At 36.0% G+C, this 24650-nt stretch carries 25 protein-coding genes and 1 pseudogene; 22 read left to right on the top strand and 4 right to left on the bottom strand.

The genetic code is table 11. The features are described 5' to 3' along the window. The first annotated feature begins 77 nt into the window (after positions 1 to 77). The 17 genes and pseudogenes from CER22_RS00275 to dpaB form a co-directional block, all read left to right on the top strand. Positions 78 to 4379, top strand: a complete 4302-nt coding sequence (locus CER22_RS00275) for a PolC-type DNA polymerase III (protein ID WP_048545990.1) — start codon at positions 78 to 80, stop codon at positions 4377 to 4379. A gap of 333 nt (positions 4380 to 4712) precedes the next feature. Beyond that, complete coding sequence (rimP, locus tag CER22_RS00270; RefSeq protein ID WP_000359099.1) at positions 4713 to 5183, top strand: ribosome maturation factor RimP; 471 nt, start codon at positions 4713 to 4715, stop codon at positions 5181 to 5183. 17 nt (positions 5184 to 5200) lie between these two features. Further along, a complete protein-coding gene (nusA, locus tag CER22_RS00265; RefSeq protein WP_000102596.1) occupies positions 5201 to 6307 on the top strand; it encodes a transcription termination factor NusA in 1107 nt (368 codons plus the stop codon). A gap of 11 nt (positions 6308 to 6318) precedes the next feature. Then, positions 6319 to 6591, top strand: a complete 273-nt coding sequence (rnpM, locus tag CER22_RS00260; RefSeq protein ID WP_000071127.1) for an RNase P modulator RnpM — start codon at positions 6319 to 6321, stop codon at positions 6589 to 6591. Then, a complete protein-coding gene (locus CER22_RS00255; protein ID WP_001286521.1) occupies positions 6592 to 6903 on the top strand; it encodes a YlxQ family RNA-binding protein in 312 nt (103 codons plus the stop codon). Between the two features lie 4 nt (positions 6904 to 6907). Further along, complete coding sequence (gene infB, locus CER22_RS00250; RefSeq protein ID WP_000036353.1) at positions 6908 to 8968, top strand: translation initiation factor IF-2; 2061 nt, start codon at positions 6908 to 6910, stop codon at positions 8966 to 8968. Next, positions 8965 to 9246 (top strand): DUF503 domain-containing protein, encoded by a 282-nt coding sequence (locus CER22_RS00245; RefSeq protein WP_000582364.1) that lies wholly within the window; start codon positions 8965 to 8967, stop codon positions 9244 to 9246. Before infB ends, CER22_RS00245 begins: the two co-directional genes overlap by 4 nt. A 15-nt stretch (positions 9247 to 9261) precedes the next feature. Then, positions 9262 to 9618, top strand: coding sequence for a 30S ribosome-binding factor RbfA (gene rbfA, locus CER22_RS00240; RefSeq protein ID WP_000776445.1), 357 nt, complete (start codon positions 9262 to 9264; stop codon positions 9616 to 9618). Positions 9619 to 9704: 86 nt separating this feature from the next. Beyond that, positions 9705 to 10628, top strand: a complete 924-nt coding sequence (truB, locus tag CER22_RS00235; RefSeq protein WP_046957399.1) for a tRNA pseudouridine(55) synthase TruB — start codon at positions 9705 to 9707, stop codon at positions 10626 to 10628. Between the two features lie 43 nt (positions 10629 to 10671). Further along, the gene (ribF, locus tag CER22_RS00230) at positions 10672 to 11643 is read left to right on the top strand and encodes a bifunctional riboflavin kinase/FAD synthetase (RefSeq protein WP_088123292.1); all 972 of its coding nucleotides are present in this window, start codon (positions 10672 to 10674) and stop codon (positions 11641 to 11643) included. A gap of 100 nt (positions 11644 to 11743) precedes the next feature. Next, on the top strand, positions 11744 to 12013 hold the full coding sequence (rpsO, locus tag CER22_RS00225) for a 30S ribosomal protein S15 (protein WP_001229392.1): 270 nt from the start codon (positions 11744 to 11746) through the stop codon (positions 12011 to 12013). A gap of 160 nt (positions 12014 to 12173) precedes the next feature. Next, complete coding sequence (gene pnp / locus CER22_RS00220) at positions 12174 to 14312, top strand: polyribonucleotide nucleotidyltransferase (RefSeq protein ID WP_046957398.1); 2139 nt, start codon at positions 12174 to 12176, stop codon at positions 14310 to 14312. A 152-nt stretch (positions 14313 to 14464) separates the two neighbouring features. Further along, on the top strand, positions 14465 to 15364 hold the full coding sequence (locus CER22_RS00215; RefSeq protein ID WP_088608060.1) for a polysaccharide deacetylase family protein: 900 nt from the start codon (positions 14465 to 14467) through the stop codon (positions 15362 to 15364). A gap of 86 nt (positions 15365 to 15450) precedes the next feature. After that, positions 15451 to 16692 (top strand): M16 family metallopeptidase, encoded by a 1242-nt coding sequence (locus tag CER22_RS00210; RefSeq protein ID WP_000593006.1) that lies wholly within the window; start codon positions 15451 to 15453, stop codon positions 16690 to 16692. A 129-nt stretch (positions 16693 to 16821) separates the two neighbouring features. Then, positions 16822 to 17073, top strand: coding sequence for a YlmC/YmxH family sporulation protein (locus CER22_RS00205; RefSeq protein ID WP_001239751.1), 252 nt, complete (start codon positions 16822 to 16824; stop codon positions 17071 to 17073). A 273-nt stretch (positions 17074 to 17346) separates the two neighbouring features. Further along, positions 17347 to 18249 carry a dipicolinic acid synthetase subunit A gene (gene dpaA, locus CER22_RS00200; RefSeq protein ID WP_088608059.1) on the top strand — a complete coding sequence of 301 codons (903 nt, stop codon included), beginning with the start codon at positions 17347 to 17349 and terminating at the stop codon, positions 18247 to 18249. Next, a pseudogene (gene dpaB, locus CER22_RS00195) lies at positions 18246 to 18671 on the top strand (dipicolinate synthase subunit B); the annotation flags it as partial. The gene dpaA and the pseudogene dpaB, both read left to right, overlap by 4 nt. Before the next feature lie 32 nt (positions 18672 to 18703). Here dpaB and CER22_RS00190 read toward each other — a convergent pair. Next, positions 18704 to 20251, bottom strand: a complete 1548-nt coding sequence (locus tag CER22_RS00190) for a recombinase family protein (RefSeq protein WP_088608058.1) — start codon at positions 20249 to 20251, stop codon at positions 18704 to 18706. A gap of 101 nt (positions 20252 to 20352) precedes the next feature. Next, the gene (locus CER22_RS00185; protein ID WP_088608057.1) at positions 20353 to 20877 is read right to left on the bottom strand and encodes an ImmA/IrrE family metallo-endopeptidase; all 525 of its coding nucleotides are present in this window, start codon (positions 20875 to 20877) and stop codon (positions 20353 to 20355) included. A gap of 198 nt (positions 20878 to 21075) precedes the next feature. Between CER22_RS00185 and CER22_RS00180 the strand changes: the two genes are divergently transcribed. Continuing rightward, positions 21076 to 21816, top strand: a complete 741-nt coding sequence (locus CER22_RS00180; RefSeq protein ID WP_088608056.1) for a hypothetical protein — start codon at positions 21076 to 21078, stop codon at positions 21814 to 21816. An 8-nt stretch (positions 21817 to 21824) separates the two neighbouring features. Here CER22_RS00180 and CER22_RS00175 read toward each other — a convergent pair whose 3' ends face one another. Then, the gene (locus tag CER22_RS00175; RefSeq protein ID WP_088608055.1) at positions 21825 to 22499 is read right to left on the bottom strand and encodes a hypothetical protein; all 675 of its coding nucleotides are present in this window, start codon (positions 22497 to 22499) and stop codon (positions 21825 to 21827) included. Between the two features lie 147 nt (positions 22500 to 22646). Further along, entirely contained in the window at positions 22647 to 23036 is a 390-nt protein-coding gene (locus CER22_RS00170) for a helix-turn-helix domain-containing protein (RefSeq protein WP_088608054.1), read from the bottom strand. A 151-nt stretch (positions 23037 to 23187) separates the two neighbouring features. On the opposite strand from CER22_RS00170, the gene CER22_RS00165 reads away from it, so the two are divergent. From CER22_RS00165 to CER22_RS00150, 4 genes are all read left to right on the top strand, one after another. After that, positions 23188 to 23370, top strand: a complete 183-nt coding sequence (locus tag CER22_RS00165) for a helix-turn-helix transcriptional regulator (RefSeq protein WP_088608053.1) — start codon at positions 23188 to 23190, stop codon at positions 23368 to 23370. Positions 23371 to 23420: 50 nt separating this feature from the next. After that, positions 23421 to 23669 carry a hypothetical protein gene (locus tag CER22_RS00160; RefSeq protein ID WP_088608183.1) on the top strand — a complete coding sequence of 83 codons (249 nt, stop codon included), beginning with the start codon at positions 23421 to 23423 and terminating at the stop codon, positions 23667 to 23669. A gap of 90 nt (positions 23670 to 23759) precedes the next feature. Then, on the top strand, positions 23760 to 24347 hold the full coding sequence (locus CER22_RS00155) for a sporulation sigma factor-processing peptidase (protein WP_088608052.1): 588 nt from the start codon (positions 23760 to 23762) through the stop codon (positions 24345 to 24347). A gap of 13 nt (positions 24348 to 24360) precedes the next feature. Then, complete coding sequence (locus tag CER22_RS00150) at positions 24361 to 24582, top strand: RNA polymerase subunit sigma (protein ID WP_088608051.1); 222 nt, start codon at positions 24361 to 24363, stop codon at positions 24580 to 24582. The last annotated feature ends 68 nt before the right edge of the window (positions 24583 to 24650 follow it).

Genomic DNA, 24650 nt, shown 5'->3' with positions numbered 1-24650 from the left:
TTTTGTAAAAGAAGAAGGGAGAAATCTTTCTTTGTAGTACGTTTCAATTTATAATAGCAAATGGAAGGAGAGTGCTTATGTCTTTAACAAATGAACAACAAGAGCGATTTCAAATTTTGCTCCAGCAGTTGCAAATACCAGACGACCTTATAAATCAATATTTACAAGGTGGTGGCATTGAAAGGCTCGTTATTGATAAAACGAATAAAAGTTGGCATTTTGATTTACAAGTGCCACGAATTTTGCCTACAGAATTATATGAATTGCTAGAAACAAAGCTTAAGCAATCATTTTCTCATATTGCAAGAACAACATTTGCATTAGAAACAGAGAATAAACAATTTACAGAAGAAGAAGTGAGGGCGTATTGGCCACTTTGTACGGAACGAATTACATTTTCACCTATGTTTGCTTACTTAAAAAAGCAGCTTCCGCAGGTGAATGGAGTGAAGTTGCTAATAAATGTGAATAATGAGCTGGAATCTACTGCTTTAAAGAAAAACGTTGCGAAACCAGTAGGGGATCAATACGAAACTTTTGGATTCCCGCGTTTTCAGTTAGACACACATATACAGCAAAATACAGAAGAAATGCAAAAGTTTCGTGAGCAAACGCAGCAAGAAGATCGTGAACGTGTTATACAAGCTATGGAAGAAATGGCAAAGAAGCAAGCTGAAGAAAGTAGCGTTGTGCATGAAGGACCGGTTGTACTCGGATATCTTATTAAGCCGGATGAAGAGATTACACCGATGCGAGAAATTCAAGATGAAGAAAGAAGAAAAACAGTTCAAGGGTATGTCTTCCATGTAGAAACGAAAGAGCTACGTAGTGGCCGTACGTTATTAACTTTAAAAATAACAGACTATACGGATTCAATTATGATCAAAATGTTCTCGCGTGACAAAGAAGATATTCCAATGCTGCAATCCTTGAAAAAAGGAATGTGGGTGAAAGCGCGTGGTTCTGTTCAAAATGATACATTCGTTCGAGATTTAGTAATGATTGCAAATGATATAAATGAAATAACAGGACCGTCTCGTAAAGATAAAGCGCCAGAAGGTGAAAAACGTGTAGAGCTGCATCTTCACACACCGATGAGCCAAATGGACGCTGTTACTCCTGTTTCTAGACTTGTTGCCCAAGCAGGTAAATGGGGACATGAGGCAATCGCTGTTACAGACCATGCTGTTGCGCAGTCTTTCCCAGAGGCATATTCTGCGGGTAAAAAGGCTGGGGTTAAAGTTATATATGGTGTAGAGGCGAATTTAGTTAATGATGGTGTACCGATTGCATATAACGAAGCGCATCGTTTACTTGCAGAGGAAACTTATGTTGTTTTCGACGTTGAGACGACAGGTTTATCAGCTGTATATGATACTGTTATCGAGTTAGCGGCTGTAAAAGTAAAAGGTGGCGAAATTATTGACCGCTTTGAATCTTTCGCAAATCCACATCAACCATTATCTGCGACGATTATTGAATTAACAGGTATTACAGATGATATGTTAACGGATGCACCAGAAGTGGACGAAGTGTTTAAAAAGTTTGAAGAATGGATGGGCGACCATACACTTGTTGCTCATAACGCAAGTTTTGATATGGGCTTTATTAACGTAGGTTTTAAAAAGGCTGGATTAGAAAAAACGAATAATCCTGTTATTGATACGTTAGAACTTGCAAGATTCTTATTCCCGGAAATGAAAAACCATCGATTAAATACGATGTGTAAAAAGCTTGATATTGAATTAACGCAACATCACCGTGCGATTTATGATACAGAAGCAACGGGATACTTACTTGTGAAAATGTTAAAAGATGTGATTGAAAAGGGATTTGAATATCACGATCAATTAAATGATAGCATGGGGCAAGGGGATGCGTATAAGCGTGGACGTCCAAGTCATATGACGTTACTTGCGACATCAGATGTAGGGTTGAAAAATTTATATAAACTTGTTTCCTATTCTCATCTAAATTACTTTTACCGTGTACCACGAGTACCAAGGTCACTATTAAAAAAATATCGTGAAGGAATTTTAGTAGGAACGGCTTGTGATAAAGGTGAAGTGTTTGAGGCGATGATGCAAAAAGCTCCTGAAGAGGTAGAAGAAATTGCGCAGTTCTATGATTACATTGAAGTAATGCCTCCAGAGGTGTTACGTCATTTAGTAGAGCGTGAACTTGTTCGAGATGAGGGACAATTAAAAACAATTATTTCTAACTTAGTAAAACTAGGTGAGACGTTAGATAAACCAGTTGTTGCTACAGGAAACGTGCATTATATAGATCCAGAGGATGCAATGTATCGCAAGATTTTAGTCAGTTCGCAGGGCGGAGCCAATCCGTTAAACCGACATTCATTACCACCTGTACATTTCCGTACAACGGATGAAATGTTAGAGTGTTTTTCATTCTTAGGTGAAGACGTAGCGAAAGAAATTGTTGTAACGAATACACAAAAGATTGCATCATTAATTGGTGATGTTCATCCAGTGAAAGATGATCTATATACACCGAAAATTGAAGGTGCAGATGATGAGACGCGTGATATGAGTTATAAAATGGCGCGTAGCATTTATGGTGAAGAGTTACCTGAAATTGTAGAAGCACGTTTAGAAAAAGAATTAAAAAGTATTATTGGGCATGGATTTGCCGTAATTTATTTAATTTCACATAAGCTTGTGAAAAAATCGTTAGTAGACGGATATTTAGTAGGTTCGCGTGGATCGGTAGGTTCATCATTCGTTGCAACGATGATGGAAATTACAGAAGTAAACCCATTACCACCACACTATGTATGTCCGAAGTGTAAGCAATCAGAATTCTTTAATGATGGTTCTGTAGGTTCTGGTTTTGACTTGCCGGATAAAGAATGTCCTGCATGTAATGTTCCATACGTGAAAGATGGACATGATATTCCGTTCGAAACGTTCCTTGGATTTAAAGGAGATAAGGTACCCGATATCGATCTGAACTTCTCCGGGGAATACCAACCACGTGCCCATAACTATACGAAAGTACTGTTCGGTGAAGATTATGTATACCGTGCGGGTACAATAGGTACAGTTGCGGAAAAAACGGCTTATGGATATGTAAAAGGTTATGCAAATGATCATAATTTAACGATTCGAAATGCAGAGATTGACCGCTTAGTAGCAGGATGTACGGGCGTAAAACGTACAACCGGACAGCATCCAGGTGGTATTATCGTTGTGCCAGATTACATGGATATCTTTGATTTCTCACCAATTCAGTTTCCGGCAGATTCAATAGGGGCTGAGTGGAGAACGACACACTTTGATTTCCACTCCATTCATGATAATTTATTGAAACTTGATATACTAGGACACGATGATCCTACTGTTATTCGTATGTTACAAGATTTAAGTGGTATTGATCCGAAAACAATCCCAACAGACGATCCGGAAGTAATGAAAATTTTCTCAGGCCCGGAATCGTTAGGGGTAACGGAAGAACAAATTAACTGTAAAACAGGTACACTTGGTATACCAGAGTTTGGTACGAAATTCGTAAGGCAGATGTTAGAAGAGACGAAACCTACGACATTCTCTGAGTTAGTCCAAATCTCTGGACTATCACATGGTACAGACGTATGGCTTGGTAATGCAAACGAGTTAATTTATAACGGTACATGTACGCTGAGTGAAGTTATCGGTTGTCGTGATGACATCATGGTATATTTAATCTATCAAGGTTTAGACCCATCATTAGCCTTCAAAATCATGGAGTCAGTTCGTAAAGGTAAAGGTGTACCGGAAGAATGGGAAGATGACATGAAAAGTAATAATGTACCAGGTTGGTATATTGATTCATGTAAGAAAATAAAGTACATGTTCCCTAAAGCCCATGCGGCTGCTTACGTACTTATGGCTGTACGTATTGCATACTTTAAAGTACATTTCGCGCTTCTATTCTATGCGGCATACTTTACAGTTCGTGCAGATGACTTTGATGTAGAGGCGATGGCGAAAGGTTCAGCATCTATACGTGTAAGAATTGATGAAATTGCGCAAAAAGGTTTGGATGCAGCGCCGAAAGAGAAAAGTTTATTAACAGTACTAGAAATGACACTTGAAATGTGTGAGCGTGGATACTCATTCCAAAAGGTTGATTTATACCGTTCGCATGCAACAGAATTTATTATTGATGGGGATACTTTAATTCCTCCATTTAATGCAGTGCCTGGACTTGGTACAAATGCAGCTTTAAGTATTGTAGAAGCACGCAAAAATGGAGATTTCTTATCAAAAGAAGATTTACAGCAGCGCAGTAAGGTTTCGAAAACAATTATTGAGTATTTAGATAGTCAAGGTTGCTTAGGCGATCTACCTGATCAAAACCAGTTATCACTGTTCTAATAGGTAGGAAAATTCTTTGCAAATCAACATTTGCTATGGTATACTATTAACCGAGATAACCATGTCATGTATATTGTGTAAAAAAAAGAGTGGGGAAACCCACTCTTTCGTGTTACTATCTACGTTTTATTGATGTGGAGAGGTAAGAAATTTCTGTCGTATATACATATTTTGTTACAAGTTTTACTTCTTAAATTTGGTAATACTAAGACAGATATTCCCTGCTTAACGGCAGGGGCTTTTGTTAGCTAACGAGAAAGAATAAGATGGACCGTTTTTATGGACGGGGTCTTTTCTTGTAAATGGTACATGGCGGCAGGAAGGAGGCTGTTTATGGATAAGAAAGTCACAGAAGTTGTAGAAGCATTTGCGCAGCCAATCGTTGAAGAGTTAAATCTTGAACTTGTAGATGTAGAGTATGTGCAAGAAGGACAAGACTGGTTCTTACGCGTATTCATCGATTCTGAAAAGGGAGTCGACATTGAAGAATGCGGTGCGGTAAGTGAACGTTTAAGCGAAGCTTTAGATAAAGAGGATCCAATTCCTCATCTTTACTTTTTGGATGTATCATCTCCTGGAGCGGAACGCCCATTAAAGAAAGAGAAAGACTTCCAGCAAGCGGTAGGAAAACAAGTGGCAATTAAAACATATGAGCCGATTGATGGTGAAAAAATGTTTGAAGGAAAGCTACTTTCCTACGATGGTACTACAATTACATTATTATTAACAATTAAAACACGTAAAAAAGAAATCCAAATTTCAATGGATAAAGTTGCAAATGCGCGACTTGCTGTTACGTTTTAGTTAGAAGGGGGATCTTCATGAGCACTGAGTTGTTAGATGCCTTGCTCGTATTAGAGTCAGAAAAAGGAATTAGCAAAGATATTATTATTGATGCGATTGAAGCAGCGTTAATCTCTGCTTATAAACGCAATTTTAACCAAGCACAAAACGTTCGTGTGAGCTTTAACCCAGAAGTGGGAACAATTCAAGTTTTAGCACGTAAAGACGTTGTTGATAATGTGTTTGATCCACGTCTTGAAATTTCTGTTGAAGAAGCAAGACAAATTAATCCAAACTATCAAGATGGTGACGTACTAGAGATTGAAGTAACACCAAAAGATTTCGGTCGTATTGCAGCACAAACTGCAAAACAGGTTGTAACACAACGAGTGCGCGAAGCAGAGCGTGGTGTTATTTACTCTGAGTTTAGTGACCGTGAAGAAGATATCATGGTGGGTATCGTACAACGTCAAGATGCTCGTTTCATCTATGTAAGCTTAGGGAAAGTAGAAGCTTTATTACCTGTAAGTGAGCAAATGCCAAACGAACAGTACAAACCACATGATCGTATTCGCGTATTCATTACGAAAGTAGAAAAAACAACGAAAGGACCACAAATTTACGTATCACGTACACATCCTGGTCTTTTAAAACGTTTATTCGAAATGGAAGTTCCTGAAATTTATGATGGAACTGTTGAAATTCGTTCTGTAGCACGCGAAGCAGGCGATCGCTCTAAAATTTCTGTACATGCAGAGAACATTGATGTTGATCCAGTAGGTTCTTGTGTAGGACCGAAAGGACAACGTGTACAACGCATTGTAGACGAACTAAAAGGCGAAAAGATTGACATCGTTCGCTGGTCAAATGATCCAGTAGAATATGTTGCAAATGCTTTAAGCCCATCACAAGTTGTTAAAGTGCTTGTAGATGAAGAAGAAAAAGCAACAACAGTTGTTGTTCCAGACCACCAACTGTCATTAGCTATTGGTAAGCGTGGACAAAATGCACGTCTTGCAGCTAAATTAACAGGTTGGAAAATTGATATTAAGAGTGAGTCTGATGCGAAACAACTTGGTATTGTAACAGAAGAAGATAGCGTAATCGCATTCGGATTCGATTCAGTTGAAGACGAAATCGAATAGAGGTGATGAGTATGAGCAATCGAAAAGTTCCGTTACGAAAATGTGTTGCAACGCAAGAAATGAAATCAAAACGAGAGCTCGTTCGCATTGTTCGTTCCAAAGAGGGAGAAGTGTCCATTGATTTAACTGGAAAGAAATCAGGACGAGGTGCTTATTTATCAAAAGATAAAGAAAGTATTCTTCAAGCCCAAAAGAAAAATGTTTTGGAACATCATCTAAAAGCGAAAATCGACGGTTCTCTATACGAAGAGCTTCTTGAGCTTGTTGAGAAGGAGTCGAAATAAGTGTCCGATTGGAAATCGTTTTTAGGACTAGCAAACCGGGCTCGGAAAATTATTTCGGGTGAAGAACTTGTTTTAAAAGAAGTACGAAGTGGCAAAGCAAAACTTGTATTGCTATCTGAAGATGCGTCAGCAAATACTACAAAACGCATCACGGATAAAGCGACGTATTACAACGTACCAATGAGAAAGGTCGAAAATCGACAACAATTAGGGCATGCGATTGGGAGAGACGAGCGAGTCGTTGTAGCTGTGTTAGATGAGGGCTTTGCGAAAAAGCTGCGTAGCATGCTCGATACAAATTACCGGGGGTGAAGGTATGAGTAAAATTCGAGTGCATGAATATGCAAAACAACATAATATCTCAAGTAAAGATCTTATGACAAAACTAAAAGAAATGAATATCGAGGTTTCGAATCATATGACAATGTTAGAAGATGAAGTAGTAAATAAATTAGATAATGCGTATCAAACTGAAAAACCTTCTGTTGCAGATGAGTTTGAAGTAGAAGAAAAAGTTGTTCGTAGTAAAAAGAACAGCAATAAGAAAAAGAAAAAAGGCAAAGGAAATGAAGACAAACGTCAAGATAACTTTGCTGGAAGACAACAAACACAAACTGTAGAAACACCAGATAAAGTTACTTTCTCTGGAAGTCTTACAGTAGGTGAGCTTGCTAAAAAATTAAGCAAAGAGCCATCTGAAATTATTAAGAAGCTCTTTATGCTTGGAATTATGGCAACAATTAACCAAGACTTAGATAAAGATACAATTGAGTTAATTGCTACTGATTATGGTATTGAAGTAGAAGAAGAAGTAGTTGTAAGTGAAACTGAATTTGAAACATTCATCGATGAGCAAGATGATGAAGAGAACTTAAAAGAGCGTCCAGCTGTAGTTACAATTATGGGGCACGTTGACCATGGTAAAACAACTTTACTTGACTCTATCCGTAATTCAAAAGTAACTGCAGGCGAAGCAGGTGGAATTACTCAGCATATTGGTGCATACCAAGTTGAAGTAAATGACAAGAAGATTACATTCTTAGATACGCCTGGTCACGCGGCATTTACAACGATGCGTGCTCGTGGTGCGCAAGTAACGGATATTACAATCCTTGTTGTTGCAGCTGATGACGGTGTTATGCCACAAACAGTTGAAGCAATTAGCCATGCGAAAGCAGCTGGAGTACCAATTATTGTAGCTGTGAATAAAATGGATAAACCAGCGGCAAATCCTGATCGTGTAATGCAAGAATTAACAGAATATGAATTAGTTCCAGAAGCTTGGGGCGGAGATACAATTTTCGTACCAATTTCTGCAATTCAAGGTGAAGGAATTGACAACTTATTAGAAATGATTCTTCTTGTAAGTGAAGTAGAAGAATATAAAGCAAATCCAAACCGCTATGCAACTGGTACTGTAATCGAAGCACAGCTTGATAAAGGTAAAGGAACTATCGCGACATTACTTGTTCAAAACGGTACACTTCGAGTTGGAGATCCAATCGTTGTTGGTACTTCATTCGGACGTGTTCGTGCAATGGTAAGTGATATTGGTCGTCGTGTAAAAGTTGCTGGTCCATCAACTCCTGTTGAAATTACAGGTTTAAACGAAGTACCACAAGCGGGAGATCGTTTCATGGCATTCGCTGATGAGAAGAAAGCTCGTCAAATCGGTGAATCACGTGCACAAGAAGCGTTACTTGCTCAGCGTGGTGAAAAATCTAAATTAAGCCTTGAAGATTTATTCCAACAAATCCAAGAAGGCGATGTAAAAGAAATTAACTTAATTGTGAAAGCAGACGTACAAGGTTCTGTAGAAGCAATGGCAGCGTCACTTCGTAAAATTGATGTTGAAGGTGTTAAAGTTAAAATTATCCATACAGGCGTAGGTGCGATTACAGAATCTGATGTTATTTTAGCTTCTGCATCTAATGCAATTGTAATTGGATTTAACGTACGCCCTGATGTGAATGCGAAGCGTACAGCTGAATTAGAGAATGTTGATGTTCGTTTACACCGTATTATCTATAAAGTAATCGAAGAAATCGAATCAGCAATGCAAGGTATGCTGGATCCAGAATTCGAAGAAAAAGTAATCGGTCAAGCGGAAGTACGCCAAACATTCAAAGTAACAAAAGTTGGAACAATCGCAGGTTGTTACGTAATTGACGGTAAAATTACACGTGATAGTGGCGTGCGTATTATCCGTGATGGCGTAGTAATTTTCGAAGGACAACTTGATACGTTAAAACGTTTCAAAGATGACGTAAAAGAAGTTGCACAAAACTATGAGTGTGGTATTACAATTGAGAGATATAATGATCTTAAAGAAGGGGACATCATTGAAGCGTACATTATGGAAGAAGTGAAGCGATGATTATCGCTTCACTCTCATTCGAGTGTATGATTTACGATGTGCATTCTTTAAAAGAGAAACGAGCAATTTTGCAACGGGTGCTAACTCGTGTGAAGCAGCGTTATAATGTAGCTGTTTCAGAAGTAGGGCATCAAGATGTATGGCAACGTACAGAAATTGCAATTGTTTCTGTATCCTCTAATCGTGTTATTTGTGAAAAAGAAATGAATCGTGTACTCGAGTACATCGATTCATTTCCTGAAATTGAACGTACAATAACACAATTGGAATGGTATTGAATGAGGTGAAGAGTTATGAAATTACGTGCAAACCGTGTAGGCGAGCAAATGAAAAAAGAATTAGGCGACATCATCAGTCGTAAAATTAAAGATCCACGTGTTGGATTTGTTACAGTAACAGATGTACAAGTGAGTGGAGATTTACAAATTGCTACAGTATATATTTCTGTTTTAGGTGATGAGGAACAGAAAGAAAGTACATTAAAAGGTTTAGCGAAGGCAAAAGGTTTCATTCGTTCAGAAATTGGCCAGCGTATTCGTCTTCGTAAAACACCGGAAATTTCCTTTGAGTTTGATGAGTCTATCGGATATGGTCATCGAATTGATACACTTTTACATCAAATTAATAAAGACGGTAAACGTGAAGAATAATGGATAGACATTTGTCTATCCATTTTTTCAATGCAAAATTAATTTTGGATAATTACTATGAAAGAATTATGATGAGGTGAACATATATGGAAGGTGTAGTATTATTACATAAGCCAAAAGGCATGACATCACATGATTGTGTATTTAAATTAAGAAAGATATTGCGTGAGAAACGAATTGGTCATACAGGAACATTAGATCCAGATGTAACAGGAGTATTACCTATTTGTGTAGGACGAGCAACGAAGATTGCACAATTTTTAACAAGTGAGACGAAAACATATGAAGGTGAAGTAACACTTGGATTTTCAACGACAACTGAAGATGCTTCTGGTGAAGTTGTTGAAAGGAAAAATGTAGATCGTGTTATTACTCGTAAGGAAGTAGAAGGGGCTCTTGCTGCATTAACAGGTACGATTGAACAAATGCCTCCGATGTTTTCAGCTGTAAAAGTTAACGGAAAAAAATTATATGAATATGCAAGAGCAGGACAAGAAGTTGAACGTCCAGTTCGTACAATTACAATTCATGAATTTGTATTACTAGATGACCGTGAAGTGTTTGAGGGAGAAAATATTTCATTCCGTTTCCGTGTAACGTGTAGTAAAGGGACATATGTAAGAACGTTAGCAGTAATGATTGGTGAAAAACTTGGTTTCCCATCACATATGTCTCACCTTGTAAGAACAGCTTCTGGTGAGTTTTTATTAGAAGATTGCATATCATTTGAAGAAATTGAAGAAAACGTGCAAAATGGAACAGTAGAGTCTATCTTCATTTCAATTGATGAAGCATTAAGTAAGTTTCCGAAAATGGTTGTAGATGAAAAGCAAGCAGAGAAAATAAAGAATGGTATGTTCTTAAAAAATGAATTGCAAATAACGGCGCCATTTATAACAGTGTTTGATACAAATAATCGTTGCCTTGCAATTTATGAGCACCATCCAAAACACCCTGGTATGCTAAAGCCGATGAAAGTACTTGTGAATAATCAAGAACTAAAGCTATAATGAATTATTGGAAGGATTATTACAGAAAAAGGTGAATTCAAGCGTGAAACTTATTCATTTAACTCATCCACATGAACAAAATAAATTAGAATTACCACCTACTGTAATGGCATTAGGATTTTTTGATGGCATTCATTTAGGACATCAATGTGTGATTCGAACTGCGAAACAAATAGCTGATGAACGAGGATATAAAAGTGCAGTTATGACATTTTATCCGCACCCATCTGTTGTTTTAGGAAAAAAGGAAGCGCATGCGGAGTATATTACACCAATGTGTGATAAAGAAAAAATAGTCGAAAACTTAGGGATCGATATATTATATGTTATTAAATTTGATGAATCGTTTGCAGGCTTATTGCCACAACAATTTGTAGATGATTATATTATTGGTTTGAATGTAAAGCATGTAGTAGCAGGGTTTGATTATTCATATGGACGTTTAGGAAAAGGAAAGATGGAGACTTTACCATTTCATGCAAGAGGGGAGTTTACACAGACTGTGATTGAAAAAGTTGAATTTCAAGAAGAGAAAGTAAGTTCTACAGCATTACGAAAGTTAATTCGAAATGGCGAAATGGAACAAATTCCATCTATTTTAGGTAGAGCATATACAGTAGGGGGAACAGTTGTACACGGTGATAAGCGTGGACGTCAAATTGGTTTTCCCACAGCTAATATAGGTTTAAGTGATGAGTATCTATTACCACCTGTAGGTGTTTATGCAGTGAGATTAAAAGTTCACGATGAATGGTACGATGGTGTATGTAATATTGGATATAAACCAACTTTTAAAGAAGATGAGCGTCAATTATCTATTGAAGTGCACTTATTTGAATTTAACAAAGACATATATGATCAAAATGTTACAGTAGAGTGGCATATGCGTATAAGAGAAGAAAAGAAATTCAATGGCATCGATGAGTTAGTTGAACAAATTGCAAAAGATAAGAAAATAGCACAAGAATATTTTGCGAACGAAAAGAATATACTTGCTTTTTCAAATGAAAAGTAGTATTCTATGTTATGTACTTTATGACAACCATTGCTTGGCATTGCGACTCACCGACGCTTGCTAGGTAATTGGGGGTTTAATTAATAGGAGGTGAAATAGGATGGCTTTAACACAAGAGCGTAAAAATGAAATCATTGCACAATTTAGAACTCATGAGACTGATACTGGTTCTCCAGAGGTTCAAATTGCTGTCCTAACGGAGCAAATTAACACTCTAAACGAGCACTTACGTACTCACAAGAAAGATCATCATTCACGTCGTGGTCTATTAAAGATGGTTGGTAAACGTCGTAACTTACTAACTTACCTTCGTAATAGCGATATCACACGTTACCGTGAATTAATCACAAAGCTTGGCTTACGTCGATAGTCAAAGAAGCGGGAATATTCCCGCTTTTTTGTTAGGTAAAAATATATCTTCTACCCTTTATAGCTTACTTCATTTTCGGTAATACTAGAGGTAGAATATTGTGATATACTATCCATTTACATAGAAGAATTGAATACTTTAAATTGAGAGGGGTACTTAAATGAGTCAAGAAAAGCAAGTCTTCTCGATAGATTTAGCTGGTCGCCAGCTAACAGTTGAAACAAGTCAGCTTGCGAAGCAAGCGAACGGAGCAGTATTAGTAAGATATGGCGATACAGCGGTTCTATCTACAGCAACTGCATCAAAAGAACCAAAAAATGTAGATTTCTTCCCACTTACAGTAAATTATGAAGAGCGTTTATATGCAGTCGGAAAAATTCCTGGCGGTTTCATTAAACGTGAAGGTCGTCCGAGTGAAAAAGCAATTTTGGCAAGTCGTTTAATCGACCGTCCAATTCGTCCGCTTTTCGCAGATGGTTTCCGTAACGAAGTACAAGTTGTCAGCATAGTAATGAGTGTTGATCAAGATTGTTCTTCTGAAATGGCAGCTATGCTAGGTTCTTCATTAGCGTTATCGATTTCAGATATTCCATTTGAAGGCCCAATCGCGGGTGCAACAGTTGGTCGTATTAACGGCGAATTCGTTATTAATCCAACAGTAGAACAGCAAGAACAAAGTGATATTCACCTTGTTGTAGCTGGTACGAAAGATGCAATTAACATGGTTGAAGCAGGAGCAGATCAAGTGCCTGAAGAAACAATGTTAGAAGCAATTATGTTTGGACATGACGAAATTAAACGTCTAATTGCATTCCAAGAAGAGATTGTACAAGCTGTAGGTAAAGAGAAATCAGAAGTGAAACTTTATGAAGTTGACGCTGATCTTAATCAAGCTGTACGTGAAATGTCTGAGAAGGATATGCATTCTGCAATTCAAGTACATGAGAAACATGCACGTGAAGATGCAATTAACGAAGTGAAAAAGCGTGTAATTGAGCATTACGAAGCGCAGGAAGCTGACGCTGATACATTAGGACAAGTAAGTGAGATTTTATATAAAATTGTAAAAGAAGAAGTACGTCGTCTTATTACAGTTGAAAAAATCCGCCCAGATGGCCGTAAAGGTGACGAAATCCGTCCATTAGCATCAGAGGTTGGTATTTTATCTCGTACACACGGTTCTGGTTTATTCACACGTGGACAAACACAAGCATTAAGTATTTGTACATTAGGTGCATTAGGCGATGTACAAATTTTAGATGGTCTTGGTGTAGAAGAATCAAAACGTTTTATGCACCATTACAATTTCCCATCATTTAGTGTTGGTGAAACAAGACCGATGCGTGGACCAGGTCGTCGTGAAATTGGTCACGGTGCACTAGGAGAACGTGCTCTTGAGCCTGTAATTCCATCTGAAAAAGATTTCCCATATACAGTACGTCTTGTATCTGAAGTTTTAGAATCAAATGGTTCTACTTCACAAGCAAGTATTTGTGGTAGTACTTTAGCAATGATGGATGCTGGTGTTCCGCTTAAAGCTCCAGTTGCAGGTATTGCAATGGGTCTAGTTAAAACTGGTGAGCATTACACAATTTTATCTGATATTCAAGGTATGGAAGATCATTTAGGTGATATGGACTTTAAAGTAGCAGGTACAGCAAAAGGTGTAACTGCACTGCAAATGGACATTAAAATAGATGGTCTATCTCGTGAAATTTTAGAAGAGGCATTACAACAAGCAAAAGTTGGTCGTGTGCACATTCTAAATCATATGTTATCTGTTATTGCAGAGCCACGTACTGAATTATCAGCTTATGCTCCAAAGATTATTACAATGACAATTAACCCAGATAAAATCCGTGACGTTATTGGGCCGAGCGGTAAACAAATCAATAAAATTATTGAAGAAACTGGCGTTAAAATTGACATCGAGCAAGATGGTACAGTATTCATTTCTTCAATAAATCAAGAAATGAATGACAAAGCTAAGAAAATTATCGAAGATATCGTTCGCGAAGTACAAGTAGGTGAAATCTACGAAGGAAAAGTGAAACGTGTTGAGAAATTCGGTGCTTTCGTTGAATTATTCAGCGGTAAAGACGGATTAGTTCACATTTCTGAACTTGCACTTGAGCGTGTAGGTAAAGTAGAAGACGTTGTGAAAATCGGTGATGTAATTACAGTTAAAGTTATCGAGATTGACAAGCAAGGTCGCGTGAATCTATCTAGAAAAGTATTGCTAAAAGAAGAGCAAGAAAAAGAAGCTGCTAAAGAAGAAAACAAACAAGAGCAGCAATAAGTAAAAGCCAGTTAAACTGGCTTTTTTTGTTATGTAAAAAATATGATTTACATATATTTTTATGTCAGTATAGGTATAGTTTTCATTATAACGCTCAAATTAACAAAGATAAGAAGAAAAAAGGTTTTTATATAGTTAATGGGAGGGTTTATATGAAAGCTCGTTTATTGGCATACATATGTATATTCTTTTTATATGTCAGTGTAGGCTCTTATTCCGTTTTTGCACAGGATAACTTATATGAAGAAATTCAAAAACATGCAAAACAATATGAGATTGCACCTCAAAATGCGATGATTGATAAGATATGGAAATCAACACCAGGATATAATGGAAGACAAGTTGATATCGAAGCATCCTATAATAATATGAAGAAACTAAAGAAATTTGATCAAAGAAATCTTGAATTCAAGGAAGTATCACCGAGTGTCCACTTAGAAGATTTATCACCAGCCCCAATTTATAGGGGACATCCAAATAAAAAGATGGTGGGATTAACAATAAATGTGGCGTGGGGAAACGAGTATTTGCCTCGTATATTAGAAATATTGAAAAAACATGATGTGAAAGCGACTTTCTTTTTAGAAGGACGTTGGGTGAAGGAAAATTTGCGATTTGCCAAAATGATTGTTGATGCAAATCAAGAAGTCGGAAATCATTCTTACACACACCCTAATATGAAAACGCTATCTTCTGATGAAATCCGAGATCAGTTACAAAAAACAAATCGAATGATCGAAGCAGCTACGAATCAAAAGGTAAGATGGTTTGCTCCGCCGAGTGGAAGTTTTCGGGATGAAGTCGTGAAAATTGCAGATGATTTCCAAATGGGAACGATTATGTGGACTGTAGATACAATTGATTGGAAGCGACCTGAGCCAGAGGTACTATTGCAGAGAGTGATGAGAAAAATACATCCAGGTGCTATCGTATTAATGCATCCAACGTCATCTACAGCAGAAGCATTAGATACAATGATTACAAAATTGAAGGAACAAGGATATAAAGTAGGGAATATAACAGAATTACTGGATGAAAAACGTGTGGATTAAATACATTTGCATGACATTCATCCTTAAACTTGTTATCATTAAATAATAGCACTTATTTAGAGAAACTGGCAGTAGGAGGAAAGTTTTTGATTAAAAAATATACTTGTAAAAATGGTGTAAGAATTGTTATGGAGAATATACCAACTGTAAGATCGGTTGCGATTGGTATTTGGATCCATGCGGGATCAAGAAATGAAAATGAAAAAAATAACGGGGTTTCCCACTTTTTAGAGCATATGTTCTTTAAAGGAACAGAAACACGTAGTGCACGCGAAATTGCAGAATCATTTGATAGCATTGGTGGGCAAGTGAATGCTTTTACTTCAAAAGAATACACTTGTTATTATGCAAAAGTGCTAGATGAGCATGCTAAATATGCTTTAGATGTATTAGCAGATATGTTCTTTAATTCAACATTTGATGAGGAAGAACTGAAAAAAGAGAAGAATGTCGTATGTGAAGAAATTAAAATGTACGAAGATGCTCCAGATGATATTGTGCATGATATGTTAACGAAAGCAACATATGAAACGCATCCGCTTGGATATCCTATTTTAGGAACAGAAGAAACGCTTGATACGTTTACAGGTGATACGCTACGCCAATATATCAAGGATCATTACACACCTGAAAATGTCGTTGTTTCAGTTGCAGGAAATATTGATGAAGCCTTTTTACAAACAGTAGAGCAATATTTCGGTAGTTATGAAGGAACAACAAATCGTGAACAAGTACATAGCCCAATTTTCCATTTTAATAAGGTAGCACGTAAAAAGGAAACAGAACAAGCTCATTTATGTTTAGGATATAAAGGCTTACAAATGGGACACGAAGATATTTATAACTTAATTGTATTAAATAACGTTTTAGGCGGTAGTATGAGTAGCCGTTTATTCCAAGAAGTACGTGAGCAACGCGGGTTAGCCTATTCAGTATTTTCTTACCATTCTTCTTATGAAGATACAGGTATGTTAACGCTGTATGGTGGAACAGGTAGCCAACAATTAGATACACTGTATGAAACAATGCAAGAAACATTAGAAACATTGAAAAATACAGGTATTACAGAAAAAGAGCTTATTAATAGTAAAGAGCAATTAAAAGGAAACTTAATGTTAAGTTTAGAAAGTACGAATAGCCGTATGAGCCGTAATGGTAAAAATGAATTGCTACTTCGTAAGCATCGTTCACTTGATGAGATTATTGAAAGTGTAAACACAGTAACAAAAGAAAATGTTGATGAGTTAATTCGTAACATGTTTACAGATGAATTCTCTGCAGCATTAATTAGTCCAGATGGAAAACTTCCAAAAGGAATAAAACTATAATTGCTTTATATGAAGTATGTAAAAATAACCGTATCTCTTTTAAATGAGATACGGTTATTTTTTTGGGATATACAGAATAGGTACTAATTATAGATAACTTAAATTCATAATTCGGTAGGGGGAGAGTGTATGCGATTAAGTGAATTAAGTGGCAAAGAGATTGTAAATTTAGAAAGAGCAGAAAAAATGGGAGTTTTAGGTTATGTTGATTTAGAGATTGATGAGAAGGATGGCCAAATACAGGCTCTTATCATACCGGCTGGGAAATGGGGAGGTTTTAAAAAGGAACCACAAGAAGTAAGAGTCACGTGGAGCCAAATTAAGAAAGTAGGGCACGATATGATCCTTTGTGATATTACGGATCATTCAAATTCGAAGTGAAAGGTGGCCATTTTGGTCATCTTTTTTTGTTCATTCTCCTCTGAGTAAAAGCTCACATGAATCGAGCGTTTACCGGAAATCAATTTCCCGTATAATATCCTCTCATATGTCGAATGTTGAGATGGAGGTCTAACTGCATACAAATAGCGGGATAAATCATACGTGCTTTTGTTTTTCAATCACCTAAAACTCGTACATTACATATGATGTGGAGGAAAAAGAAAAAGTAGGCACTTTTCTTATAAATGACAGAAAAAGAAGGTGAATTAGGGAATGTTGACTGAGATGCATATTGCTGTCATAGGAGGAGATGCAAGACAGCTAGAAGTAATTCGCAAGCTAGTTGAATTGGATGCGAAACTTTCATTGATAGGGTTTGATCAGTTAGATCATGGCTTCACAGGGGCAGCAAAAGAATGTATACAAAATTTAGATTTCACTTCTGTAGATGCAATTATTTTGCCAGTTGCAGGTACAAATGCCAAGGGAGAAGTAGATACTATTTTTTCAAACGAAAAAGTTTCTATAACGAAAGAACAAATTGAAAATACACCAGAACACTTTACTATATATTCAGGTATTGGTACGCCTTACTTGGAAAATCTCGTATCTACTACAAACCGCAAACTTGTTAAATTATTTGATCGTGATGATGTGGCAATCTACAATTCTATACCAACTGTAGAAGGTACATTAATGATGGTAATTCAACATACCGACTATACAATTCATGGTTCCAATGTAATGGTTTTAGGATTTGGTAGAACAGGGATGAGTGTTGCCAGAGCATTTCAATCATTAGGAGCCCATGTCAAAGTTGGAGCAAGACGATCGGAACATATTGCACGTATTACAGAAATGATGTTTTCTCCTTTTCATATGCAAAATATTGAGAAAGAAGTAGGAAATATCGATATTGTCATTAATACAATTCCGCATCTCGTCGTGACAGCGAATGTTATTTCGAAAATGCCGGCTCATACGTTAGTAATTGATTTAGCTTCTAAACCAGGCGGTACCGACTTTAGATATGCGGAAAAAAGAGGAGTCAAAGCGCTGTTAGCACCTGGATTACCAGGTATTGTTGCTCCAAAAACAGCAGGACAAATTTTAGCGAACGTTCTTTCTCAGTTACTAGCAGAAGATGTAATAGCAAGAAAGGAGAATGGGGAATGAATTTAAAAGGGAAAAGAATAGGGTTTGGTTTTACTGGTTCACATTGTACGTACGAAGAAGTAATGCCTCATTTAGAAAAATTAATTGCTGAGGGAGCAGAAGTACGCCCCGTTGTTTCTTACACTGTTCAATCAACAAACACGAGATTTGGAGAAGGAGCAGAGTGGATTAAAAAGATTGAAGAAGTAACAGGATTTAAAGCAATTAATTCAATCGTTGGCGCAGAACCACTAGGACCTAAAATTCCACTAGATTGTATGGTAATTGCACCACTAACAGGAAATTCTATGAGTAAATTTGCAAATGCAATGACAGACTCTCCAGTACTAATGGCAGCGAAAGCGACGTTAAGAAACGGCAAGCCTGTCGTATTGGCTGTTTCGACGAATGATGCTTTAGGGCTGAATGGAGTAAATCTAATTACACCAACAAGGTGACAACAAAGCATAAACGCTTATATGTCGCCATCTTGAGGAAGCTTAGGGTAAAGCACAAGTTCAAAATCATCGAGCCTTTGCCACTTTTCCTTTTTATAAACAGCCTTTTCTAAAACTGACTTTAGGAGGCTGTTTTTCTTTTTGGGATCATCTGTTTTAAAGTACAGATCAAGAACATGCTCCACTTGAGGTATTGTGTCTTTCTTGACTTTTTCCTTCTTAATTTCGGTTTTAATTTCTTTCTTTAAGTTTTTCATAGTGGAAGTAATTTCAGTTATACGGTCAGAAACTACATTCGAGCGTTCTAAAAACATATCGACTGTGTAAACGCCACGTTCTAATAAATCATGTAAATTATTTTTTTGTTTTTGGACATCCACTAATTCTTTTTCAAGCTTGCGTAATGCAGCTTCATTCATTTGAATAACTTGTGTTTCTTTTAATTTGTCATCTTGCTTATGTTTTTCAAAATCAGCTTTATAATTGATGTACCATTCTTTTAATGCCTCGAGTAAACGCTTCTCAATTAATTCAGTATAACTTGATTTGTTTTCACAGCCACGGTGTTTACAATCCATCGTTTCTTTTCGATTCTTTGGATAACGTTGTACCATACTGTAACCACATTTAGCGCATTTAATAATACCAGCCAATGGATTTTTTATTCCGTTCGTATTGTAGGGAATGTGATATCTTGAGTTTAATTTTTCTTGTACTTGCTCAAATAAGCTCTCGGGTATGATAGGCTCATGTTTGCCATCAGCAATAATCCACTCTGATTTATCTTGTCTTGAACAACTACGTTTCACAGCGTCAGGACGTTTTACTTCTTTTCTCTTTTGCCAAGTCACCTTTCCGATATACACATTATTTTTTAATATATCTAAGATGCTGTAGGGGTTCCATTCATTACCTAGCTTACTTTTGTAGCCAAGGTCATTTAACTTGCTTCTAATTGCATTTGCTCCCATATCCTCATTTGCATACCAATCAAATATCATTCTTACAACTGAAGCTTCTTCTGGATTAATCGTTAAAGTACGTTCTCGCTTATTTAAGCGATGGATATCATATCCGAATGGTGCATGTGTACCAAGGTAATTCCCAGCCTCTACACTGGCGACACGACCTCGTTGCATACGGCGTGTAATAATCTTTAACTCCTTACGAGCCATAAAAGCTTCAAATTCGCTGTATTCTTCATCCCACTCATCATTAAGGTCATAAGTCTTCCTAGGTGTCATAATCTTCGTATTCGAGCGTTTAAACGTCTCTAAAATGATTCCTTGCTCTTTCATACCACCACGACCTAAACGATCCATATCCATACAAAGAACAACATCATATTTGTTATCTTCAATTTCTTCAAGCAGCGCTAACATCTCAGGGCGTTTTACTAAGCTCTCACCAGATACGATTTCCTCACGGACAGATAAAACATTTAAGTTCATTTCCTTGGCAATTTTCAGCAGGGTAGTTCGATGTTTTGCTAATGTTTCACCTTCACCACGTGCTTCAGCTTCGAGATCGGCACGAGATTTTCTTAGGTAGATTGCAGTTTTCATAGTAGGAACCTCCTTGTTATTAGTTATAATACGAATAGAAAGTGGAATAAATTATAAATAGTTGTTAAGATATTTTGTATTAAAGAGTATCAGAAGTTTTTTTATGTAGTTAGGTATGTTTGTGAAAAAACGGTTTGTAAGTGACTAGCTAACAACTGACTCTCATAATGTAACAAACGTTGTCTTGCGATCTGAAATGAAACGTTAAAAGTTTGTGCAATGAAATGTATCGATTCCATTCTTGTTTCAGGGAAGTCTAGTTTTCTTAGCATAAAAGTGGGAATGCAAAACTGTAGCATGAAATTCTTAGCCTTGTTTTCTTGATAGTCTAAAAATAGTTTCGGTATACATAGTTGATTTCCTGCATGAAACAGCACATGACAAAGTTCATGACCGAAATCCTCCCATTGATGGTAAGAAGCGATTCTATTGTCAATAATGATACTGGGCAAATTATTTCTGCAAATAGCGCGACTACCAAACGGAGCAAAATGTAACCAGATATTCAGTTTTTGAGAAATAGTTATCATATCAAGTTGTTCAGGAATAAAGATAGATAGAGAATAGTACAATTTTTTTATATAGTCTTCGGTTTGTGTTGTATAGTAGGACTGTGTTTTATGCATATTATTCACTCCATCTCGAATTGGAACATTTGTTCTAATTTTAAACCGAAATAGTTAATTACGTAAACCCATTTAGAACAGTTCTTTGTAGAATTGAGTTATAGTAAGTAAAAGCTAAATTATGAATCATGGATGAAAAAACGTACGTTCTGTTATATAATTAAGCTAATAGAATTATAAAAAGAGGGGGGAGGTATTATGAAAAGATATATAATTATTATATCGGTCTGGTTAATGACTATTGGATTAATTATCCTCAATTTTATAACCCCACCTTCAAAATCATGGGTTAATTTTTGGACAAATGGAACTATAATATTGGGATGGATATTATTAGCCATTCAAACTACTTATAATAATTTAGATATATTTTTTATGTTTGTAAAAAGAATGAAGTTTCAGATACAGAATCCAGATTGTGTGTGGAATATGAGAATGTATATGATGACGAATGCATCAGGAAATTCATTAGATGAATTAGATTTAAAATTAGCGCAGATTTATACTACAGATCAATTGAAAATTAGGCAAATCAGTATGGTCAGAAGGGATTATAAATTAGGTGCGATTCGTTTTGAAGTAAACTATAATGAAGATAAAAAAGAATTTATTTTTGATATTCAAGATATGGAAGTAAGTTATCGTGGAAGTAAGCGAATTTTTGATGATAAATTAGACATCCTTATTAATGATTTAAGAAGAGTATTTCAACCATATAATGAAAGGTATCATGTCGGTATTGAATTTAAAGAATTGAACCCATACTTTGGTTTATTTTTAAAGAAAATAGATTCGAAAAATATTGATGGTTTTAATGTTAGTTTTCATATGCAGGATAGTCAAATTAATGTATATAAAAAACAAATTGAGATTAGTAGTGGGAATTATGAGAACTTAAAAAGTACAGCGAAAAGCTACTTAGCTTTATCGCCTAATTAATTAGGTGGTTAAGCAAGTAGCTTTTTATATATGTCTATAGCTATATCTAATTCTGTTTCTATATCTTGGTAAGAATTATGTAGGGTAATAGACCCTCTTTTAGAGATTCCTATTGAATGTTCTTGAAAGTCTTTCACATATTTCATTTGTACATAAGAGACTTCCCCTTTTTCAATCATTTCTCTTACTCTAGGGTCTCTATCAACATCTTTCCCGAAATATGCAGCGGAATCTAGATTTAAACTATTAAGTATTTTTAACCACATTCCAGATATTTCAGGTACTTTAGTAATGATTTTAGAAAAGTCTACATCAATTTTAGATAACTTATATATTTTTTGTTCATTTAATGTTTTTATGACTTCTTCAGATGAATCGGTGTTAAGGCGTAAAAGTGCTAATTCCTGCTCTAAATTACAGAATGTATAGAATTTATGAGGCTTTAAATAATAAGCAAATTCTCGTCCAAAAACCCTACCTAAAACTTTTTCTTTTGTTTCGTGATAACAGTCAAATGTACGGAAATTTTGTAAATATTCATTGGGGTTGGGGGTAAGCTGTGTCCGTGGTTCTCCTTCTAGTAAAGATGTTCCATCGGGTTCTACTAATTGTAATTGATTAGCGGTATTAAATTCTTCAGTATAAAATTTAATTGCCTTGCAAATAAAATAAGATTTGCCCATGATGATTCCCTTCCTTACATACTCATTTATATATGCTGAGTTTATTTAAATTTCGCCGAAATATATGAATCTAAGGTAGAATTAACCAATGGTGTTGTAAAGAAAAACACGCAATAAAGCGTGTAATTACTCTAACTTATACAAAAATTAATATTGTTTATCTCCAGGTTCTCGTTTGTTCTCTTTCGATTTAATAAAATCCCAAAAACGTTTTAATTCCTCTTGTTTTTCTGGAGAAGCATCTTTAATGTCTTTGAACCAAAGACCGAGTTCTGGATCATTAAGTGTTTTTTCTAAATCAATATCTATATCTTTTTTCTCTTTTTTTATTGATACAGATTTTTCATTGAGTAGGAAATCTATAGAAACATCAAAAAAGTTTGCGATTTCAAGTAAACGTGATTTTCTTGGTAAGCGGTCATCGCTATTTTCATAATGTGTAATAGAAGAACGAGGGATATTTAGTTTGGCTGCTAATTCTTCCTGTGAAAGTCCTTTAGATTCTCTTAACTCTTTTAATTTGGTTGAAAATGACAAGTCTATCCCCCCTTAATTATAAATAAAATTTTATCATGTTATGTTCGTAAAAAAACAGTGCGGAAAACGAACATAATTATTAACAAGTGTGTTTTTAAAACATATTATATGTTTATAAGGTGCGGAAAACGAACATTGAGTGGTGAGAAAAATGAATAAGATAACAATGCTAAGAAAAGAAAAAGGGATAACTCAAAAGAAACTATCGCTAGAGGTTGGAATAACTAGAGCATATTTATCAAATTTAGAGAATGGAAAACATAAGCCATCTTTAGAAGTAGCTTTAAGGATTGCAGAAATATTAGAGAGTACCGTAGAAAAAATTTTTAAATGAAACGTGCGAAAAACGAACAAAATTATATATTGTTGAAAGTAGGTGAGAAAATGCCATCAACTAACATGGCAGTACCAACAGAATCGTCGCATAAACATATAAAAAGCACTTCAAGAGGTGACACCATGAGCCAACAAGAAGAATATGCGGCGACTTATGAGTTTGGAAAAACGAAAGTCCATGTTGTGGCTCCTGAGCCAAAATCACAAAAGGATATTGATAAAATCCGTCAAGCATATTACAAGGCTGGTTGGGCCATCATCAAAGAAATACAAGTGAAAGAAAACATTGAGGAATAGTTCCTCTCTTTTTACATGAAAAATAGACAAGTTACATATGTACTAAATACATTGTAACCATTTGAAAACTAAATATGGAGGCGAACAGATATGGGAACAAGCATATACTGCAATTCAGCCATAGGAGAATTATTACAGAATGCTAGAGAATGTTGTGATAATGTTCAGCTGAAAACGAAAAAAGGGTTATCTAAGTACCTTGGTATTACACATGAAAGATTAACCCGTATTGAATCTGGACTTTCTAAACCAGAATTTGAGCTTGCGATGGATTGGTGCCATGCAACAGGAGCAAAGTTGAATCAACAAGCGATTAAACATATTTATGGTGTTGGATTACCGCCTACAGATCCACGTTTAACTCAAGATGTAAATCTACAATTGATGAACTACATTAAACAGGCTGAAGAGGGGATTGCGGCAGCAAAGGAAATCATGAACTTACAAGTTGCAACCAGGTCATGGAAGTTGGATGAAAAGAAGAAACATGAATACACAGTTCATGCAAAAGAAATCTTCGATACAATCCAAGCTACTCAATGTGTAGTTCAAGCTCTTGAGCAAGTTCATTTTGGCATTATGGAACAAATACAAAGAAGTTGGTTGCAAAAGGCTATGGCGGAAAACGTTATTATTCAATCGGTGGATAGCTTAATGACTTTAACGAAGATGCTGTAAAGGAGGAAGAAAAATGACAGTAGATTATAAGAAACCTAGTTTAAAAGAATATAAGGAATTAATTCGATATGACGCAAAATTAACTGGTGAAATAAAAATAGCAGAATTACTTAATGAGGATTTAAAAACAGTTGAATTAAAGCAAGAGAAGAAATTGTTGGGGATTCGAATCAAAATTATTGAAGCATCATTTATTTTGAAACATAAATGGGCAAAAGAAAAAGCTACCGCCTAGACAACAGTAGCTCTGAAAAACATCGTAAAGCAATTATAACATTATATAAATCATTTGGACAAGCCACT

The sequence above is a fragment of the Bacillus sp. K2I17 genome (genome assembly GCF_002209985.1).
Classification (GTDB): Bacteria; Bacillota; Bacilli; order Bacillales; family Bacillaceae_G; genus Bacillus_A; species Bacillus_A wiedmannii.
Note: the sequence above shows the minus strand (reverse complement) of the source record. Positions and strands in the feature narration are given on the sequence as shown.

Bases quoted from the DNA above. Each gene is read 5' to 3' on its own strand.
- pnp (WP_046957398.1), top strand. From the start codon at position 12,174: ATGAGTCAAGAAAAGCAAGTCTTCTCGATAGATTTAGCTGGTCGCCAG.
- CER22_RS00165 (WP_088608053.1), top strand. From the start codon at position 23,188: ATGAATAAGATAACAATGCTAAGAAAAGAAAAAGGGATAACTCAAAAG.
- CER22_RS00155 (WP_088608052.1), top strand. From the start codon at position 23,760: ATGGGAACAAGCATATACTGCAATTCAGCCATAGGAGAATTATTACAG.
- CER22_RS00205 (WP_001239751.1), top strand. From the start codon at position 16,822: ATGCGATTAAGTGAATTAAGTGGCAAAGAGATTGTAAATTTAGAAAGA.
- dpaA (WP_088608059.1), top strand. From the start codon at position 17,347: ATGTTGACTGAGATGCATATTGCTGTCATAGGAGGAGATGCAAGACAG.
- rbfA (WP_000776445.1), top strand. From the start codon at position 9,262: ATGAAATTACGTGCAAACCGTGTAGGCGAGCAAATGAAAAAAGAATTA.
- CER22_RS00160 (WP_088608183.1), top strand. From the start codon at position 23,421: ATGCCATCAACTAACATGGCAGTACCAACAGAATCGTCGCATAAACAT.
- infB (WP_000036353.1), top strand. From the start codon at position 6,908: ATGAGTAAAATTCGAGTGCATGAATATGCAAAACAACATAATATCTCA.
- CER22_RS00275 (WP_048545990.1), top strand. From the start codon at position 78: ATGTCTTTAACAAATGAACAACAAGAGCGATTTCAAATTTTGCTCCAG.
- truB (WP_046957399.1), top strand. From the start codon at position 9,705: ATGGAAGGTGTAGTATTATTACATAAGCCAAAAGGCATGACATCACAT.
- CER22_RS00180 (WP_088608056.1), top strand. From the start codon at position 21,076: ATGAAAAGATATATAATTATTATATCGGTCTGGTTAATGACTATTGGA.
- rimP (WP_000359099.1), top strand. From the start codon at position 4,713: ATGGATAAGAAAGTCACAGAAGTTGTAGAAGCATTTGCGCAGCCAATC.
- CER22_RS00175 (WP_088608055.1), bottom strand. From the start codon at position 22,499: ATGGGCAAATCTTATTTTATTTGCAAGGCAATTAAATTTTATACTGAA.
- CER22_RS00215 (WP_088608060.1), top strand. From the start codon at position 14,465: ATGAAAGCTCGTTTATTGGCATACATATGTATATTCTTTTTATATGTC.
- rnpM (WP_000071127.1), top strand. From the start codon at position 6,319: ATGAGCAATCGAAAAGTTCCGTTACGAAAATGTGTTGCAACGCAAGAA.
- CER22_RS00150 (WP_088608051.1), top strand. From the start codon at position 24,361: ATGACAGTAGATTATAAGAAACCTAGTTTAAAAGAATATAAGGAATTA.
- nusA (WP_000102596.1), top strand. From the start codon at position 5,201: ATGAGCACTGAGTTGTTAGATGCCTTGCTCGTATTAGAGTCAGAAAAA.
- CER22_RS00185 (WP_088608057.1), bottom strand. From the start codon at position 20,877: ATGCATAAAACACAGTCCTACTATACAACACAAACCGAAGACTATATA.
- CER22_RS00190 (WP_088608058.1), bottom strand. From the start codon at position 20,251: ATGAAAACTGCAATCTACCTAAGAAAATCTCGTGCCGATCTCGAAGCT.
- CER22_RS00245 (WP_000582364.1), top strand. From the start codon at position 8,965: ATGATTATCGCTTCACTCTCATTCGAGTGTATGATTTACGATGTGCAT.
- rpsO (WP_001229392.1), top strand. From the start codon at position 11,744: ATGGCTTTAACACAAGAGCGTAAAAATGAAATCATTGCACAATTTAGA.